The following is a 16,818-nucleotide window of genomic DNA, read 5'->3' as shown; positions in this document are numbered from 1 at the left end:
ACCGCAACCCTGAGACCGCAACCTCTTATTCGAGTTATTCGAGAAGGAAACTTGCCATGTCGAACACCCTGCTCTTCAACCCGCGCACCTACGACCCGACGCACTTCGACCCGGAGACCCGCCGCCTGCTGAGAGCCACCATCGACTGGTTCGAGACCCGCGGCAAGAAGGCACTGCTGCGCGACTACATGGACCGCACCTGGTACGCGGACTTCCTGGAGTTCGCTGCCAAGGAGGGCCTGTTCGCCACCTTCCTCACCCCGTCCGCCGATGCCGCCGACGACGGGAACAAGCGCTGGGACACCGCCCGGAACGCCGCCCTCAACGAGATTTTCGGCTTCTACGGTCTCAACTACTGGTACACCTGGCAGGTCACCATCCTCGGCCTCGGCCCGGTGTGGCAGAGCGCGAACCCCGAGACGCGCGCCCGTGCGGCGCAACTGCTCTCCGAGGGGCACGTGATGGCCTTCGCCCTGTCCGAGAAGAGCCACGGCGCCGACATCTACCAGACGGACCTGATCCTCACCCCGGACGGCGAGGGCGGCTTCCGCGCCAACGGTTCCAAGTACTACATCGGCAACGGCAACGTCGCCGGACTGGTCTCCGTCTTCGGCCGCCGCTCCGACATCGAGGGCCCCGACGGCTACGTCTTCTTCGCGGCCGACAGCCGGCACCCGGACTACCACCTGACGCAGAACGTGGTGAACTCGCAGATGTTCGTCAGCGAGTTCCGCCTGGAGAACTACCCGGTGCGCGCCGAGGACGTGATGCACACCGGCCAGGCCGCCTTCGACGCCGCCCTCAACACCGTCAACATCGGCAAGTTCAACCTGTGCACGGTGGGCGTCGGCATCTGCGAGCACGCCATGTACGAGGCGGTCACCCACGCCCACAATCGCATCCTCTACGGCAACCCGGTCACCGACTTCCCGCACGTGCGCCGCGAGTTCACCGACGCCTACGTCCGGCTGGCCGCCATGAAGCTCTTCAGCGACCGGGCCGCCGACTACTTCCGTTCCGCCGGTCCCGACGACCGCCGCTACCTGCTCTTCAACCCGATGACCAAGATGAAGGTCACCACCGAGAGCGAAAAGGTCATCGACCTGCTGTGGGACGTCATCGCGGCCAAGGGCTTCGAGAAGGACACCTACTTCGACAAGGCGTGCCGGGACATTCGCGGCCTGCCCAAGCTGGAGGGCACGGTCCACGTCAACCTCGCCCTCATCCAGAAGTTCATGGGCAACTACCTGTTCCAGCCCGCCGATTACGCGCCCGTGCCCACCCGCCTCGACGCGGCGGACGACACGTTCCTGTTCGGCCAGGGCCCGGCGCGCGGCCTGGGTGCCATCCGTTTCCAGGACTGGCGCATCGCCTACGACCGGTTCGCCGCGCTGCCCAACGTCGCCCGCTTCCGGGAGCAGGCCGACGGGCTGTGCGAGCTGCTCTCCCAGCACGCCCCCGACAAGGCCCAGTTGCGGGACCTCGACTTCTCGCTCGCTCTCGGCCACCTCTTCGCCCTGGTGGTCTACGGCCAGCTGGTGCTGGAGCAGGCCGAGCTGACCGGCCTGGACGAGGACCTGCTGGACGAGATCTTCGCCGTCCTGGTCCGCGACTTCTCCGGCTACGCCACCGATCTGCACGGCAAGGCCGCCGCCACCGAGGCCCAGGCCGCCTGGGCGCTGGCCCACATCCGCCGCCCGGTCGCCGACCCGGAGCGGCTGGCCCGTGTCTGGTCGCAGGTCGAGGCGCTGTCCGGCGCATACGAGATGCAGCCCTGACGCAGCGGCCTGCGGTCGCGCGAAGGACCCGCGGCCGCAGGCCCCGGCGACGCGGGGTGATCGTCCCCGGCCGGTTAATGACCGCAGGACGGCGCCCGGAAACCTCCATACCGCCCCGGGGCCGTGCCGATTGTCACGGCGGCTCCGGGGCCGTTGTTCCGGTCAGGGCGGAGGGGGCGAGTACCCACAGCAGGGCTCGGCCGGTCAGGGGTGTTGTGGCGATCAGGGTCAGGTAGATCTCGACGAGTGATCCGTCGCCGGTGAGGACGTCGAGGTCGCTGGTCAGGCGGCCCAGCAGGTAGATGACGGCGTCGACGATCAGCCATGAGGCCAGGTTGGCTCCGATCCACCAGGCCCAGCGTCCGGTGACGTTGCGGAGCACCATGGACTGCGACAGGCCGAGCAGGGGGCCGAGGGCCAGGCTCTGGCTGGCGGCCAGCAGGTAGGTCGTCGACACGTCGCCGTCGGTGTCCTGGGCGCTGATCACGGCGGGCATGATCACGAGCAGCCAGGCCAGCAGGGCGGGGCCGATGTTGGCGGTGATCCATACCTTGCGGGGGAGGGGTACCCGCTGCCGGACGACCAGCCATTGCAGGGCTCCCAGAACGCCCCCGAACAGGATGGCCCCCAGGGTCGCGATGAGGAGCGCCACCAGGACGTGGCCGCTGGCGAGATCGAGGTGGAGGGCGTCGCTGCCGAGCAGCGCCAGGACGAATCCGGCGGTCAGGACGGTGACGAAGGCGATCGTGTTGTAGCCGATCCACTCCCAGTAGAGGCGGGTGTTCCATCCACTGGCCGAGGCCTCCGCCGGGCCGGTACCGGAAGCGGGCATCGTTCGTTCCTCCGGTGTCTGTGATTCCCTCCGCAGCGGATGCTTCAGTCTGTTCCGGGGCGCGCAACGTGTCCACACGGGCCATATCGGTGAGTCCGTGGTGCGCCGTCCGTACAGCCCTGGGGTTGCTCGGGGATATTGGCTGTTTGTAAGGAGGCAGGGCAGCGGGGTTGTCACGGCAGCGGGCGTGTCCGAGAGGGGGACGGTGGACAGGAAGTCGCGCAGTGGACGCCGGGCGGTCGTGCTCACGACGGTGCGGTGCGTCCTTGTCGCGGCCGTCTTGGTCGCCGCCTATTACCTGTTGCCGCTGGACTCGGCCTTCACGGCGAAGTCCGTCATCGCTCTCGCCGTAGGGCTGCTGGCGGTGGCGCTCCTCATGGGGTGGCAGGTGCGCGGGATCGTGAGTTCCGAGCGCCCCAGGCTGCGTGCCATGGCGGCTCTGGCAACGGCACTTCCGTTGTTTCTGCTGCTCTTCGCCACGACCGACTACTTGCTGGACCGCAGCGCCCCGGGCAGCTTCAGCGAAACGATGTCGAGGACCGACGCCCTGTACTTCACGATGACCGTGTTCAGCACCGTCGGCTTCGGTGACATCAGCCCGCGCAGCCAGACGGCCCGGCTGCTGGTCACGGGACAGATCACGGCCAACCTGCTGCTGCTCGGTGTGGCCGCCCGCGTCCTGGTGAACGCAGTCGAAGAGGGCCGGCGGGCACAGGGCGAGACACAGTAACGGGTCGGACTGTCGCGCAGGGAGTCCGAGGGCCGGTCAGTCGGTCGGGACGTCCTCGGCGGGCAGTCGTCCCGCCTTCACCGCGTCGACGAGTGCCTGGTGGTCGCGCTCGTTCTGGTCGGCGTACGCCTCCGCGAAGGTCACGAGGGCCCGGTCGAAGGAGTCCTTCTTCCCGAGGTAGGAGGCGATCGCGATCCGGTCGCCGGACCGTGCGTGCGCGCGGGCGAGGGTGAGGCCGCAGACGCCGCCGAAGGTCTCCAGCTGACCGGGCGACATCGACTCCGGCATCGCGATGCCCTTCCAGTCGCGCAGCTGCCGGACGTAGAAGTCGCGGCGCTTGCCGTCGATACCGTCCACCCGTTCCCAGCCGAGGAAGATGTCGCTCGCCGCCTGCATCAACCGCTGTCCCGCGACCACCCGTTCGCCCTGGTTGCGGTACTGGCTGGCCCCGACGTGGTCGGCGAGGACGGAGGTGTCGGCCTCCTTGGCCTGCAGGAACAGCGGGTCGCGGCCGTCCCGGCCGAGGAGCAGGAAGATCCAGCACCGGGTGCCGACGCTGCCGACCCCGACCACCTTGCGGGCGACGTCCGCGAGTTGGTAGTCGTCCAGGAGGAAGCGCCGGTCGGACGGCAGTGTGATCCCGTACCGCTCGACGAGTCCGCGGAACTGCCGCTCCAGCGTGGCACGTTGGGCATCGGGAAGCAGATCGGCGATGGGCACCAGCAGCGGAGGATCCGGCGCGATCATCGGCCGGCCGTCGACCTGGCGCGTGAGTTTTTCGAAGACCTGCACGGTGTCGCGCGAGCGGGCCTTCGACAGGGCGCGGTCCAGCTTCTTCTGGCCGCCCTTGTTGAGCTGGCCCGTTGTGAGGTCCCTGAGGCGGTCGGCGTCGATCTTCGCGTACCAGACGTCGAGGTTGCTCATGCCGGCGAAGCGGATCATCGCTTCGCGGTACGAGCGCACGGTGCCGCTCACGATGCGGGCGCGCTCGGTGTCGTCGAGGCCGTTCGCCCGGGCGGCGATGACGAAGCTCGCCGACAGTCGCTTGACGTCCCACTCCCAGGGGCCCGGCAAGGTCTCGTCGAAGTCGTTGATGTCGAACATCAACTTCCGCTCCGGCGAGGCCAGCAGCCGGAAGTTGAGCAGATGGGCGTCTCCGCACAGCTGGGCGGTGATTCCCGAGACGGGACTGCCGGCCAGGTCGGACGCCATGATCGCCGCGGCGCCCCGGTAGAAGCGGAACGGGGACTCGGTCATCCGGCTGTACCGGATCGGCACCAACTCCTGTACCCGGGCCGCGGACTGCTCCTCCAGGATTGCCAGCGGGTCCGGTCTCTTCGGGCCTGGTCTGTACACCGCGTGTTCCGACCGTGGAGAGCGGCGCCGTGCCTCCTTGCCGAGCGCGACGCGCTCCGCGGGTGTCGCGTGGGGTGACGTACGCATCGCGGTGGTCGCGTGCTTGGGCATCGTCGGCTCTCCTGCCTGGCCCTGCGGCCCCCGGGACGACCGGGGACACGGCAGCCTTGGCGCTGCCGCGTCCCCCTGGTTGCGGGCCGCGCCGATCGTCTGTTTCTGGTGGCGTCTGTTCTCAGCCCTGGCTTTCGATCTCGGCGTCGGCGACAGCGATCGCGATGCCGAGTGCCGCCGTGATGTTGCCCGCTGCCGTCATGACGCGGGCTGTGCCCACGATGGGTGCGATGGCGACCAGGACGTCCTGCAACTGGGCCGCGGTGACGCCTGTTTCCATGGCGGGGCCGATATGGGCCATGTACGAGATCGGCGGAGCGTCCGAGGCGGCCAGGGCCGCGATACGCGTGAGCATCAGCATGTCCGGGGCCAGCCCGCACCGTTCGATCGAGTCGACCGTCATCGCGGCGAGCGTGTCCAGGACAGGGGTTTCCGACGCAGTGGCCATGTCTGGGTTGCCTTCCCGTTGGGCTGCCGGCGCCGGGTGAGCAACGGTGGCGGAGCATCGAGCATCCGCGAGTGCCGGGCTTCCCCTCAACGGTAGATCGGTCCCGGGTACCCCGCATGGCGGCGCGGGACGCCCCGGTGCGCCAGGGCAACGGCAGCCGGCGCGGGCGCCGCGGGCCACTCACCGGGCCGAATACGACCGCTCCGAGACCCCATGGGCGTACGAGGCCGGGAAGGTTGCGCCACCGGGGCCGGGGGCCGCAGACGAACGGGCGGCCCCGAGGCGGGAACCGGGCGGATCAGGCGACCTCGGTGGCCGCCTGCTGAACGGCCTTGTCGATGTCGTTCGTGCTCACGTCGAGTTCCTTGGCGATCTGCTTCTCGGCCTTCAGCTCGGCCTTCTCCAAGGCCTGCGCGAGCGTGCTCGCACCGACGATGACGAGGGCGGCCTCTCCCTCGTCGATGAGCTCGCCGAACTCCTTGACGTCCGTCCGTGACATGCCACGCCACAGGTGGCCACCCACGCCTCCTACAGCCGCGCCGACGAGCGCGGTGCCGATGACCGCCGGCGGGAACAGCAGGCCGACGACCGCACCGGCGGCGGCTCCGCCCCATGCCCCGTGCCGGGTGGCCGTCTCGTCCTTGTTCACGTGGACCTTGCCGGCCTCGTCCTTGGTGACCACGGAGGCGTCGTAGGTGCCGACCGCACCGGCCGCGTGAAGGTCCTTGACGATGTCGTAGTCGGCTCGTGCCGCGGCTTCGCTCGGGTAGGTGCCGATGTAGATGAAGACTGCGTCGGGCTTGGCCATGATGCTTCTCCCGTCTGTGTTCGCCGTGCTCGCCGGACCACGGCGACTGGGCGCGGCCACGCCGCAAAGCCGTTGCAGGCAGCCACCAACTCGCTCGTCTCCTCATGCTGCGCGCTCCCCACGAGGGCTGCATCCGCTCGTGCACGGCCGGGAACCGGCGTAGGCCTCCGTGGCTGTCACCAGTCGTACCGGCGGATCAAGGCAGCAATCGGGAGCCGCTCACGGCCCGATTCACCCGTCCGCGGCTGGGGAGGCGCCCGTAAACGGCCTGGCAGATAGTGGACCGCGCCGAAACCTCCCGGATTGGACGCTCATGGACCGCTATCCCCCCATCGCCAACCACGGCCTGGTGGGCGACCTCCAGACCGCCGCCCTGGTGTCCTCCGAGGGTGTGGTGAACTGGCTCTGCTCGCCGAGGTTCGACTCGCCCAGCGTCTTCGCCTCGCTGCTCGACCACGATCGCGGCGGGTACTTCCGGCTGGCACCGGAACACTCGGACGTGACATGCAAGCAGCTCTACTACCCGGACACCGGCGTGCTGGTCACGAGGTTCATGTCCCCGGAGGGAGTCGGCGAGGTCGTCGACTGGATGCCCGCGAACACCAGCCGCACCCCCACCGACCGGCACAGCCTGATGCGGGTGATTCGCGTGGTGCGCGGCACCGTGCGGTTCCTGCTGGAGTGCAGGCCGCGGTTCGACTACGGCCGGGCCGACCACGAGCTGGATCTACGGCCCCAGGGGGCGGTGTTCCGGGGCCCCGGGATCGCAGGTCACCTGCAGGCGTCCTTTCCGCTGGTGCGGGACGGGCAGGACGTGAAGGGTGCGGTCACTCTCGGAATCGGCGAGTCGGCCGTCGCCGTCTTCACCACGTGCGCCGCCGACGGCGAGGCGCCGCCACCGCTCACGGTCGAGGGTGCGACAGAGGCGTTGTGGCATGAGGTGGACTTCTGGCAGGGGTGGCTGCACACCTCCCGCTACCGGGGACGCTGGGCCGAGATGGTGAACCGCTCCGCCATCACGCTCAAGCTCCTGACTTACCACCCGACCGGCGCGCCGGTCGCCGCCGCCACCATGGGCCTGCCGGAACAGGTCGGCGGTGAACGCAACTGGGACTACCGGTACTCATGGGTACGGGACGGGTCGCTCTCGGTGCGGGCCCTGCTCGACCTCGGGTTCGCCGAGGAGGCGTCGGCGTTCACCAAGTGGCTGGGGGAGCGGATGCGCGACCGGGCGGACCTGCCCGGTGAGCGCCTGCAGATCATGTACCGGGTCGACGGGGATCCTCATCTGACCGAGGAGATCCTCGACCACTGGGAGGGCTACCGGGGATCGAGGCCCGTCCGGGCCGGCAACGCCGCCGCCGACCAGCTGCAGCTCGACATCTACGGCGAGGCCGTCTACGGGATGGCCGAGGGCATGGACGTGAGCGAGGAGCTGGGCTTCCACGGCTGGAAGGGGCTCGCACGGACGCTGGACTGGCTGTCCGACAACTGGGACCGTCCCGACGAGGGAGTCTGGGAGACGCGCGGGGGCCGTAACGACTTCACGTTCAGCCGGGTGATGTGCTGGGTCGCCTTCGACCGGGGTCTGCGCCTTGCGACGGACCTCAGCCGGCCCGCCGACATCCCGCGCTGGCGCAACGCCCGTGACAGCATCCTCGAACAGGTCATGGACAAGGGCTGGAGCCAGTCCGAGCAGGCTCTGGTGCAGCACTACGGCGGAGACGTCCTGGATGCCTCCCTCCTGCTGATCCCGCGCGTCGGGTTCCTCTCCGCGAAGAGCCCCGGCTGGCTCTCCACCCTGGACGCCATGGAGCGCAAGCTCGTCTCGGACAGTCTCGTGTACCGGTACGACCCGGCCGCCTCCCCGGACGGTCTCCGCGGCTCGGAGGGGACCTTCAGCCTCTGCACCTACCTCTACGTCGATGCCATGGCCCGGGCCGGGCGGGTCCGTCCGGCGCGTTACACCTTCGAGAAGATGCATACCTACGCCAACCACGTGGGCCTGTTCGCCGAGGAGATCGGCCCGAGCGGCGAGCAACTCGGCAACTTCCCGCAGGCGTTCACCCACCTCTCGCTCATCATGGCGGCGTCGACCCTGGACGAGGCCATCGACCGGAAGCGGCAGCGTGCCTGAGCCCGGCCACGCGCAGCCGGGTCAGCGGGCGCCGGACTCCGACGCCCGCCCGCAGAGCCGGGCCGCCTTCGACGCCCTGTACGCGCGCCTGCGGCAGCGGGCAGACGCGACCGGGGCTCCGCCGCCCACCGGCGGCCGCGGGGCACTGGCCGGCATCACGCCCGCGACGGTCCGTGCCGCGGCGGCCGAGGTCCGCTCGGGCCTGACCGTGTCACTGTCGTCTCCGATCGGGACCGACGCGGCTCCCGACAATCCGCACCCGGCCGGTCACCGGCTCACCAGCCGCCCGGAGGCCGAGGCCGCGGCCACAGGACTGCACTTCGCCACCGACCACTTCTCCATGAACGTTCACGGCGACGCCGACAGCCACCTCGACGCTCTGTGCCACGTCGTATACGAGGGCACGCTGTACGGCGGCGTCCCCGCGAGGACCGTAACGGCCGAGGGCGCAACCGCCCTGTCCGTCGACCTCGTGAGAAACGGCATTGTCGGCCGTGGCGTCCTGCTCGACATCCCGCGGCTGCGAGGCGTGCCGTGGCTGGAGCCGGGCGACCACGTCACCGCCGACGACCTGCGGGCCGCCGAGGCCGCCCAGGGCGTGCGGGTCGGTGTCGGCGACATCCTCCTCGTACGGGTCGGTCACCGTCGCAGGCGCGAGGAGGAAGGGCCGTGGGACGCCTCGCGCAGCCGGGCCGGCCTGCACCCGGCCGCGATGGAGTTCCTGGCCGAGCGCCGGGTCGCCGCACTGGGCAGCGACGGCAACAACGACACGGCCCCCAGTCTCACCGAGGGTGTGGACTTCCCCGTGCACGTGCTGGGAATCCACGCCCTCGGGCTGCACTTCATGGACTATCTGCGGTTCGAGGACCTGGTACCGCTCTGCGAGGACGAGGACCGCTGGTCGTTCCTCTGTGTCGTCGCACCCCTGCGGCTCCCCGCGGCCACCGGATCCCCCGTCAATCCCATCGCCATCCTCTGACCGGCGAGCCGGCCCCCCACCCACCCCAGCGACTCACCCATGATCCGAGGCGACCACATGGCAGGAACCGAGCATTACGACGTCATCGTCATCGGCACTGGAGCGGGCGGCGGCACGCTCGCCCACCGCCTCGCCCCTACCGGCAAGCGTGTCCTGATCCTCGAACGCGGCGGATATCTGCCTCGCGAGCGGGACAACTGGGAGTCCACGGCGGTCTTCGTCAAGGGCAAATACCGCGCCCCGGAATTCTGGTACGACAAGCACGGCGAGAAGTTCCCGCCCGAGGTCAACTACTACGTCGGCGGGAACACCAAGTTCTACGGTGCCGCGCTGTTCCGCCTGCGCCCGGAGGACTTCGGCGAACTGCACCACCACGGCGGCATCTCCCCGGCGTGGCCGATCCGGTACGAGGATCTGGAGCCCTACTACACCCAGGCCGAGCGCCTGTACCTGGTGCACGGTCACCACGGCGAGGACCCGAGTGAGGGGCCGGTCAGTGCCCAGTACCGCCGTGAAGAACGCGATCGACCAGGCCAAGATCTACGGCGCGCTGATCCCCGGACCGACATCGACCACGCTCCTCGTCGTCCCCACCCTCAGCGACGTCGCACCCCTCGACCTGGCGGGGAACTTCGAGGAAGCCGCGAAGAAGCTGCGGCAGCCGCTCCACGTCGAGCAGTACGCGCCGCATCCACTGGCCAAGAAGGACCCCTTCGGACTTGTCGAATCGCTGATGCTGGTCCCGCTGCTCGTCGGCGGATACATGGCCGCGACGATGCTCCGAGCTACCACCGGCACCTCGGTCGGCCGCTGGCGCCTGCCCGCACTCACCGGATTCGCCGTCCTCGCCGCGCTGCTGGTCAACCTCGTCGTCTGCACCTGGCTCAAGGGCTACCCGGCACAGAAGTTCTGGATCGTCTGGCCGATCCTCGCCCTGATCATCGCGGTGGTAGCCCTGATCGCCGCCGTCCTGCAAAAACTCCTCGGAGCCGCCGGAACCCTCGTGACCGTCATCGTGGTCATGCTCTTCGGCAACCCGTCTTCCGGCGGAGCCAACGGTGTTCCCTACCTGTCGGCGTTCTGGCGTGCCATCGGACCGTACCTGCCACCCCGCAACGCCTACATCCTGCTCCGCAACACGATCTACTTCGACGGCCACGGCACCACGCAGGCCTTGATCGTCCTGCTGCTCTACTTGGTCGTTCCGGCCGTGGCCCTCGTCCTGCTCTACCGTTTCCGCACCCCGGACAGCCCGGTGACCCCGGAGACGGAGGCCGAGGCCACCGCGCTGACCGTCCCCGTCACGGGCCTGCCGTAGGAGAGACGTCGCGAAACTCAGCAGATGTCGAGGCGCCAGAGGCCGGAACGGAGGTCCGTGCCGGAGTCATCGCCCAGCCCGTCCCCGTTCATACGGCCAGGGCTCACCGAGGCCTCTCCAGCGTTTCCCGTGTTGAACGAACGGCCTCCCGCACGGTGAGGCGCCCCGGTGCGAACGTGTTGACGGCACACGGCACACCGGGGCTGTCCGAGCTGTCCCTCAGCCCACCGTCCACTTCTGGTTGGCTCCGCCGCCGCACGTCCAGATCTGGAGCCGTGTGCCATTGGCCGAGTTGTTGCCCGTGACATCGAGACACTTGTTGGCCTGCGGGTTCACGATGTCGTGAGCCGCGGTGACCGTCCATTTCTGGTTGGGGCCGCCGGTGCAGTCCCACAGCTGGACCGTCGAGCCGTCCGCCGTACCGTTGCCGGTGACATCCAGGCACTTGCCGAGCGCGCGGATCGTGCCGTCCGAGGACACGGTCCACTGCTGGGCGCCGGTGCCGTTGCAGTCGTAGAGCTGTACGGGGGTGCCGTTGGCCGAGTTGGCGGCGGCCACGTCCACGCACTTGCCCGCGAGGCCCTTGATCGGACCGGCGGTGCCGCCCGAGCTGTCGCTCGTCGTCACCTTCACCTCGTCGACGACGAGCTGCTGCGGGAAGGCGGTGGAGCCGTCGGGGTCGCCGGGCCAGTATCCGCCGACCGCGAGGTTGAGGATCAGGAAGAACGGCTTGTTGAACACCCAGGTGTTGCCGCCCACATCGGCGGGCGTCCGCGTCTGGTAGACCGTGCCGTCCACCGACCAGGTGATCGAGTTCGGTGCCCAGTCGACCGCGAAGGTGTGGAAGGCGTCCGCGAAGGCCTGGCCGTTCGGCAGGGAGTACGGGGCGCCGATGCCGGCGGACCCGGAGTACCCGGGACCGTGGATCGTGCCGTGCACGGTGGACGGCTCGTAACCGACGTTCTCCATGACGTCGATCTCACCGGAGTTCGGCCAGCCGACCTGCCCGATGTCGCTGCCGAGCATCCAGAACGCCGGCCACATGCCCTGTCCGCGCGGGATCTTCATCCGGGCCTCGACATGGCCGTAGGCCGTGGTGAACTTCCCGGAGGTGTTCATCCGGGCCGACGTGTACTGGCATGTGCCGTACCAGCACTGGTAGTTGGCCGGATTCTCCTTGCGGGCCGTGATCACCAGATGGCCCTGGCCGTCCAGCGCCGCGTTCTTGTTGCCCGACGTGTAGTACTGCCGTTCGTGGTTGTTGACGTTGTCGCCGGTCTCCATCTGCCACTTGGAGGAGTCGACGGCCGAACCGGCGGGACCGTCGAAGGTGTCGTCGAACGTCACGGCCGCGGTGGCCGCAGCCGGACCCGCGTGGGCGGGAGCGACGACGGCCGAGGCGGAGGCGACGAGCGCGGCGGACAGCGCGGCGAAGAGGCATCTTCGGAGCAGGCGTGGGGAGTCCATGACTCTCATTTCCGTACGGCTTCCCTAGGGCGGGTGAGCCGACTGAGGTGGGGGGTGCATGCTTCGCCTCTTGATTTAAGGAGTGAGGTAACGGGGTGTCAATACTCTGGTCCGGACCAATAGTCGGGGCGTTGCCTCAGGCGCGAAGACGCTTCCTGGGGTGCACCGCCCGGCCGAGCCGCCGACCCAGAAGCAGGTAACCCACCAGCGCCCCGGTCGTGTTGAGGATGACGTCGTCGATGTCGAAGGAACGTCCGGTGATGAGGGCTCCCTGAACGAGTTCGACCAGGAGCATGACCGCCGCGGTGAGTGCGAGGACGCGCAGGATTCCGCGGGTCTTCGGGAACACCACGGGCAGCAGCACGCCGAAGGGCACCCCGAGCACGAGGTTTCCGCCGATCTGCTTGAAGGCGTCGCGCAGCTCCGGCTGGTCGAGATAGGCCCGCAGGGAGCGTCCGGGGTGAAGATTGTTGTGGATCAGGGCCGTGGATGCCGGTGAGGGCTCCAGCGTCAGCCGGGCCAGCGCGACGGCGAACGCCACCATGGCCGCGAAGGCGACCAGTATGGCCAGCAGCCGGAAGGGCAGCGCGAGGGCCCGGGGCTCCCGCTCCGGCGTCGGCGCCGGAGCCGGCGGCGTCCTGCGGCCGAAGGGCCACCGCGACCTCTGCGCCTTCCCCTGCTCGGCCTTCGACGCAGGCTTGCTCCGCTCGGCCTTCGACGCCGGCTTCTTCCGGTCCGATCCCGACTTCGGCACCGGTTTCCTGCTACCGGCTTTCGCGGCACGAGCACGCAACGCGGTACGGACCATGAGACCCTCCCCTTTTCAACTGCTCTCTGGTGCAGCCCGCTTACCCCCGATGCGGCCGAGAATGCCGTGGGGCTCGGTGAAGGGGAGGGCTTCGCGGCAACGGGGAGTGATTTACGGCCAGGGGATGCCCCCGCGGCGCGGCACCTCGGCCGAACCGGCGCTCGGCCGGGGTGTCCACTCCGGGAAAGCCGGGGTGTCCCACTCAGGGAAGTGGAGTGTGTCTAGGCGTCCTTCGCCTTCGCGTAGTCGGTGGCCATGCCTCCCGCGAAGTCGTACACGATGACCTGTTCGTCACCCACGACCCAGGCGTCGTGCCCGGGCGGGCACACGAAGACGTCGCCGGGTCCTATCTCGCCCTCGCCGCCGTCGTCCATGGCGAGGTGCATCCGTCCCTGTACGACATAGCCGTTGTGGTGGACCTCGCAGCTCTTCGTTCCCGCGATCGGGCCGACGGACTCGGTCCAGCGCCAGCCCGGTTCGAAGGTGCCCACCGCGAAGTCGAGCCCGCTCATATGGACCGCTTCGAGGTGGCCGCGCGGGAAATCGCGTCGCTCATCGGGCTTGTCCACCGTCTTGATCTCCAGCATGACGGCTCCCTTCCGTTTCCCTCCTCCATTGTCTGCCCGCCGGCAGGGGACTGCTATCCGGAGGGCCGACTCCGGGACGGCCGCAGGCACCGGGTGCGACCGTGTGGTGGCCCCGGTGCCGTAGGTACCGGCCGGACTCAGGCACCGTAGGTGACCGTCACCTCCTTGAAGCCGAGAGAGCGCAACAGGCCTTCGAGCATGCCGGTGGTGTTCGCCTCGGCCCGCGCGGTGAGCCGGCTGTCCTGCGCGGCCTTGCCGATGTGCTTGGCCGCGAGCCGCTGCACGGCCCGCTCGTCGTTCGGGTTGTCCGAGAAGATGTCGCCGATCCGGTCGAGGAGGCCGCGCTGCTTCGAGACGGCGTAGGAGTGGTCGGGATCGAGGGCGGGCTTGCCCAGCGCCGCGTGCGGCAGATGGAGCGTGGCCGACGTACGGTCGCCGTTGACCGTCACGTCCTTCTGGTCGATGTGCCCGAGATCGACATAGGCGTCGACGGTGCCGGCCCCCACGTACAGCGTGCGGGTGCCGCGGATCGCGTCGGGCAGGTACTTCGCGTCCTTCTCCAGGTCCACGACCACCTGGAAGTTGCCCGACGCGGCGTCGTAACGGCTCATGTCCTGGATGGACTTGAGGAGTGCGGGGCCCGAATTGTCGTGGGTCTCCGTGCCGAAGACATCGCGCAGCCCCGGCAGAACGGCCAGCCGCAGCCCGGCGAAGAGCACCACGAGCACCAGCACGAAGGCGGAGACCACCTTCGCCCAACCGGGCATGCGTTTGTTGGACGTCGTCATGTCGACGGTCCTCCTTTCAACCGTCCGTGTACCCCCCAAGCCCCTTCACAGGCCGACCGGTTGGCGTGTGGATTGCGGTGCCGGGAGGCCGTGGTGCCGTCCGTCGGAAGGCGGGCGGGTGAGTCGTGCGGCGGCCGGTGCACCCGGGACACCGAGCCCCGGCTGCTGTGCCACGATGCGCCGGGGGTTGCGTCGTGAAGGGCGGGCGGCCCGGCCCAGCCGCTCGCCGGGCGGGGTGCGGGCCGGGCCCGGCACCCCGCGACCGGATCCGCAACCGGAATTCCCCCCGGTCGAAGGCCCGAAAGGTGCCCAGTAGCATGAGGTACGCACTCCGGGCCGATCTTGCCAACCGGCGACGCAACCCGGTTCGATCATGCGAGGAGCGGTCGTGCGTGACATCGCCGTGTTCAGCGGTAGTGCCCATCCCGAGCTCGCGGCCGAGCTCTGCGCGCACCTCGGTGTGCCCCTCAGTCCGACCCGGGTCAGCCGGTTCGCCAATGACTGCCTGGAGGTCCAGCTCCAGGCCAACTGTCGCGAGCGTGATGTCTTCCTCGTGCAGCCGCTGGTCACTCCGGTGCAGGAGCATCTCGTCGAGCTGCTGATGATGTGCGACGCGGCGCGCGGTGCCTCCGCCGGTCGGATCACTGTGGTCATGCCCCACTATTCGTACGCCCGTTCGGACAAGAAGGATATGCCGCGGATCTCCATGGGCGGCCGGCTCGTGGCGGATCTGCTGGTGGCGGCCGGCGCCAGCCGTGTCCTCGCGATGACACTGCACTCCCCGCAGGTGCACGGCTTCTTCTCGGTGCCGGTCGACCATCTGCACGCCCTGCGGGAGCTGGCCGTGCACTTCCGGAGCAACGACCTGTCGCGTACGACGGTGGTCTCGCCCGATCTCGGCAACGCGAAGGAGGCCGCGGCGTTCGCGCGGCTGATCGGGGCTCACGTGGCCGCCGGTGCCAAGCAGCGGTTCGCCGACGACCGCGTGAGCATCAGCACCGTCATCGGTGAGATCACCGGACGCGATGTCATCGTGCTGGACGACGAGATCGCCAAGGGCAGCACGGTCCTCGAACTCCTGGAGCGGCTGCGCGAGTTGGGGCCGCGGTCGATCCGGGTCGCCTGTACCCACGGGCTGTTCGCGGCGGGTGCGCTCAAGCGGCTCAGCGAGCAGCCGGACGTACTGGAGATCGTCTGCACGAACACCGTGCCGATACCGGCGGAGGAGTACACCGAGAAGCTGAGCGTGCTGTCCATCGCCCCGGCGCTCGCGGAGGCGGTGCGGCGCATTCACAACGGTGAGTCCGTCAGCGCCCTGTTCGACGCGCCCCGGAACCAATAGACAGGAGGGAGCGGAACTTCCCTCCCGTCCGCTCGGTCACCAGGAGCGGCTGCCGTGCCCGGCCGGGAAGCCGCGGAGCAACGCTCGGCGTCACCCAGGTGATCAGGAGGGCTCGCAGTGGCCAAGGCGAAATTCGAGCGGACCAAGCCGCATGTGAACATCGGCACCATCGGGCACATCGACCACGGCAAGACGACACTGACAGCGGCCGTCACCAAGGTCCTGCACGACCGTTTCCCCGATCTGAACCCGTTCACGCCGTTCGACCAGATCGACAAGGCGCCCGAGGAGCGGCAGCGCGGCATCACGATCTCGATCGCCCATGTCGAGTACCAGACGGAGAGCCGGCACTACGCGCATGTGGACTGCCCGGGGCACGCGGACTACATCAAGAACATGATCACGGGCGCCGCGCAGATGGACGGCGCGATCCTCGTGGTCGCGGCGACCGACGGTCCGATGCCGCAGACCAAGGAACATGTCCTGCTGGCCCGGCAGGTCGGCGTCCCGTACATCGTGGTCGCGCTCAACAAGACGGACATGGTGGACGACGAGGAGATCCTGGAACTCGTCGAACTCGAAGTGCGCGAGCTGCTGAGCGAGTACGAGTTTCCGGGCGACGACGTCCCGGTCGTCCGGGTCTCCGCGCTGAAGGCACTGGAGGGCGACCCGAAGTGGAGCGCGACGATCCTCGAACTCCTCGCGGCCGTCGACGCGTTCGTGCCGGAACCGGTGCGCGATGTGGACCGGCCGTTCCTGCTGCCGATCGAGGACGTCTTCACCATCACGGGCCGCGGCACGGTCGTCACCGGACGGATCGAGCGCGGGGTGCTGAAGGTGAACAGCGAGGTCGAGATCATCGGCATCCACGAGCAGAAGACGCGCACCACCGTCACCGGCGTCGAGATGTTCCGGAAACTCCTCGACGAGGGCCGGGCGGGCGAGAACGTCGGGCTGCTGCTGCGTGGAGTGAAGCGCGAGGACGTGGAGCGCGGGCAGGTCGTCATCAAGCCGGGTTCGGTGACCCCGCACACCCGGTTCGAGGCGCGCGCCTACATCCTCTCCAAGGACGAGGGCGGTCGGCACACTCCGTTCTTCGACAACTACCGTCCGCAGTTCTACTTCCGTACGACGGACGTGACCGGAGTCGTGACCCTGCCCAGGGGGACGGAGATGGTCATGCCCGGCGACAACACCACCATGGAGGTGCAGTTGATTCAGCCGATCGCGATGGAGGAAGGGCTGAAGTTCGCCATCCGTGAGGGCGGCAGGACGGTCGGCGCCGGGCAGGTCACGAAGATCCGGGATTAGGCGGCGGGGTTCGCGGGG

15 protein-coding genes and 1 pseudogene are annotated in these 16,818 nt (G+C 68.9%); 8 read left to right on the top strand and 8 right to left on the bottom strand.

Annotated features, from left to right (window positions below; genetic code table 11):
- Positions 1–56: 56 nt before the first annotated feature.
- The gene (locus ACFYR3_RS20955; protein WP_389284276.1) at positions 57–1,778 is read left to right on the top strand and encodes an acyl-CoA dehydrogenase; all 1,722 of its coding nucleotides are present in this window, start codon (positions 57–59) and stop codon (positions 1,776–1,778) included.
- A 133-nt stretch (positions 1,779–1,911) separates the two neighbouring features.
- On the opposite strand, the gene ACFYR3_RS20950 is transcribed toward ACFYR3_RS20955, so the two are convergent.
- Positions 1,912–2,610 carry a hypothetical protein gene (locus ACFYR3_RS20950; RefSeq protein ID WP_355840525.1) on the bottom strand — a complete coding sequence of 233 codons (699 nt, stop codon included), beginning with the start codon at positions 2,608–2,610 and terminating at the stop codon, positions 1,912–1,914.
- 205 nt (positions 2,611–2,815) lie between these two features.
- Here ACFYR3_RS20950 and ACFYR3_RS20945 point away from each other — a divergent pair, with 205 nt between their 5' ends.
- On the top strand, positions 2,816–3,340 hold the full coding sequence (locus tag ACFYR3_RS20945; protein ID WP_355840524.1) for a potassium channel family protein: 525 nt from the start codon (positions 2,816–2,818) through the stop codon (positions 3,338–3,340).
- 36 nt (positions 3,341–3,376) lie between these two features.
- On the opposite strand, the gene ACFYR3_RS20940 is transcribed toward ACFYR3_RS20945, so the two are convergent.
- From ACFYR3_RS20940 to ACFYR3_RS20930, 3 genes are all read right to left on the bottom strand, one after another.
- A complete protein-coding gene (locus tag ACFYR3_RS20940) occupies positions 3,377–4,807 on the bottom strand; it encodes a DUF2252 domain-containing protein (RefSeq protein ID WP_389284274.1) in 1,431 nt (476 codons plus the stop codon).
- A gap of 121 nt (positions 4,808–4,928) precedes the next feature.
- On the bottom strand, positions 4,929–5,255 hold the full coding sequence (locus ACFYR3_RS20935; protein WP_355840522.1) for a carboxymuconolactone decarboxylase family protein: 327 nt from the start codon (positions 5,253–5,255) through the stop codon (positions 4,929–4,931).
- A gap of 298 nt (positions 5,256–5,553) precedes the next feature.
- A complete protein-coding gene (locus ACFYR3_RS20930) occupies positions 5,554–6,063 on the bottom strand; it encodes a DUF1269 domain-containing protein (protein WP_355840521.1) in 510 nt (169 codons plus the stop codon).
- Between the two features lie 313 nt (positions 6,064–6,376).
- Here ACFYR3_RS20930 and ACFYR3_RS20925 point away from each other — a divergent pair, with 313 nt between their 5' ends.
- The 4 genes and pseudogenes from ACFYR3_RS20925 to ACFYR3_RS20910 all read left to right on the top strand — a co-directional run bounded on the left by ACFYR3_RS20925 (position 6,377) and on the right by ACFYR3_RS20910 (position 10,497).
- A complete protein-coding gene (locus ACFYR3_RS20925) occupies positions 6,377–8,200 on the top strand; it encodes a glycoside hydrolase family 15 protein (RefSeq protein WP_356780786.1) in 1,824 nt (607 codons plus the stop codon).
- On the top strand, positions 8,193–9,179 hold the full coding sequence (locus ACFYR3_RS20920; RefSeq protein WP_389284271.1) for a cyclase family protein: 987 nt from the start codon (positions 8,193–8,195) through the stop codon (positions 9,177–9,179). The genes ACFYR3_RS20925 and ACFYR3_RS20920 overlap by 8 nt, the downstream gene beginning before the upstream one ends.
- Positions 9,180–9,236: 57 nt before the next feature.
- A pseudogene (locus tag ACFYR3_RS20915) lies at positions 9,237–9,686 on the top strand (NAD(P)-binding protein); the annotation flags it as partial.
- Positions 9,676–10,497, top strand: coding sequence for a hypothetical protein (locus ACFYR3_RS20910; RefSeq protein ID WP_389284269.1), 822 nt, complete (start codon positions 9,676–9,678; stop codon positions 10,495–10,497). The pseudogene ACFYR3_RS20915 and the gene ACFYR3_RS20910, both read left to right, overlap by 11 nt.
- 219 nt (positions 10,498–10,716) lie before the next feature.
- Here ACFYR3_RS20910 and ACFYR3_RS20905 read toward each other — a convergent pair whose 3' ends face one another.
- The 4 genes from ACFYR3_RS20905 to ACFYR3_RS20890 all read right to left on the bottom strand — a co-directional run bounded on the left by ACFYR3_RS20905 (position 10,717) and on the right by ACFYR3_RS20890 (position 14,147).
- The gene (locus tag ACFYR3_RS20905; protein ID WP_355840516.1) at positions 10,717–11,964 is read right to left on the bottom strand and encodes a ricin-type beta-trefoil lectin domain protein; all 1,248 of its coding nucleotides are present in this window, start codon (positions 11,962–11,964) and stop codon (positions 10,717–10,719) included.
- Between the two features lie 136 nt (positions 11,965–12,100).
- Entirely contained in the window at positions 12,101–12,718 is a 618-nt protein-coding gene (locus tag ACFYR3_RS20900; RefSeq protein ID WP_356780798.1) for a VanZ family protein, read from the bottom strand.
- A gap of 275 nt (positions 12,719–12,993) precedes the next feature.
- The gene (locus tag ACFYR3_RS20895; protein WP_389284266.1) at positions 12,994–13,359 is read right to left on the bottom strand and encodes a cupin domain-containing protein; all 366 of its coding nucleotides are present in this window, start codon (positions 13,357–13,359) and stop codon (positions 12,994–12,996) included.
- Positions 13,360–13,496: 137 nt separating this feature from the next.
- A complete protein-coding gene (locus ACFYR3_RS20890; protein WP_355840514.1) occupies positions 13,497–14,147 on the bottom strand; it encodes a DUF4230 domain-containing protein in 651 nt (216 codons plus the stop codon).
- A 388-nt stretch (positions 14,148–14,535) separates the two neighbouring features.
- Here ACFYR3_RS20890 and ACFYR3_RS20885 point away from each other — a divergent pair, with 388 nt between their 5' ends.
- Positions 14,536–15,489: a ribose-phosphate pyrophosphokinase gene (locus ACFYR3_RS20885; RefSeq protein WP_355840513.1), complete on the top strand. Its 954-nt coding sequence runs from the start codon at positions 14,536–14,538 to the stop codon at positions 15,487–15,489.
- 117 nt (positions 15,490–15,606) lie between these two features.
- A complete protein-coding gene (tuf, locus tag ACFYR3_RS20880; protein ID WP_355840512.1) occupies positions 15,607–16,800 on the top strand; it encodes an elongation factor Tu in 1,194 nt (397 codons plus the stop codon).
- Positions 16,801–16,818 lie beyond the last annotated feature (18 nt).

This window comes from Streptomyces sp. NPDC005784, assembly GCF_042871525.1.
Lineage (GTDB): Bacteria > Actinomycetota > Actinomycetes > Streptomycetales > Streptomycetaceae > Streptomyces.
This window is presented reverse-complemented; position numbering and strand designations above follow the sequence as displayed.

Bases quoted from the DNA above. Each gene is read 5' to 3' on its own strand.
- ACFYR3_RS20955 (WP_389284276.1), top strand. From the start codon at position 57: ATGTCGAACACCCTGCTCTTCAACCCGCGCACCTACGACCCGACGCAC.
- ACFYR3_RS20950 (WP_355840525.1), bottom strand. From the start codon at position 2,610: ATGCCCGCTTCCGGTACCGGCCCGGCGGAGGCCTCGGCCAGTGGATGG.
- ACFYR3_RS20940 (WP_389284274.1), bottom strand. From the start codon at position 4,807: ATGCCCAAGCACGCGACCACCGCGATGCGTACGTCACCCCACGCGACA.
- ACFYR3_RS20935 (WP_355840522.1), bottom strand. From the start codon at position 5,255: ATGGCCACTGCGTCGGAAACCCCTGTCCTGGACACGCTCGCCGCGATG.
- ACFYR3_RS20930 (WP_355840521.1), bottom strand. From the start codon at position 6,063: ATGGCCAAGCCCGACGCAGTCTTCATCTACATCGGCACCTACCCGAGC.
- ACFYR3_RS20925 (WP_356780786.1), top strand. From the start codon at position 6,377: ATGGACCGCTATCCCCCCATCGCCAACCACGGCCTGGTGGGCGACCTC.
- ACFYR3_RS20905 (WP_355840516.1), bottom strand. From the start codon at position 11,964: ATGGACTCCCCACGCCTGCTCCGAAGATGCCTCTTCGCCGCGCTGTCC.
- ACFYR3_RS20895 (WP_389284266.1), bottom strand. From the start codon at position 13,359: ATGCTGGAGATCAAGACGGTGGACAAGCCCGATGAGCGACGCGATTTC.
- ACFYR3_RS20890 (WP_355840514.1), bottom strand. From the start codon at position 14,147: ATGACGACGTCCAACAAACGCATGCCCGGTTGGGCGAAGGTGGTCTCC.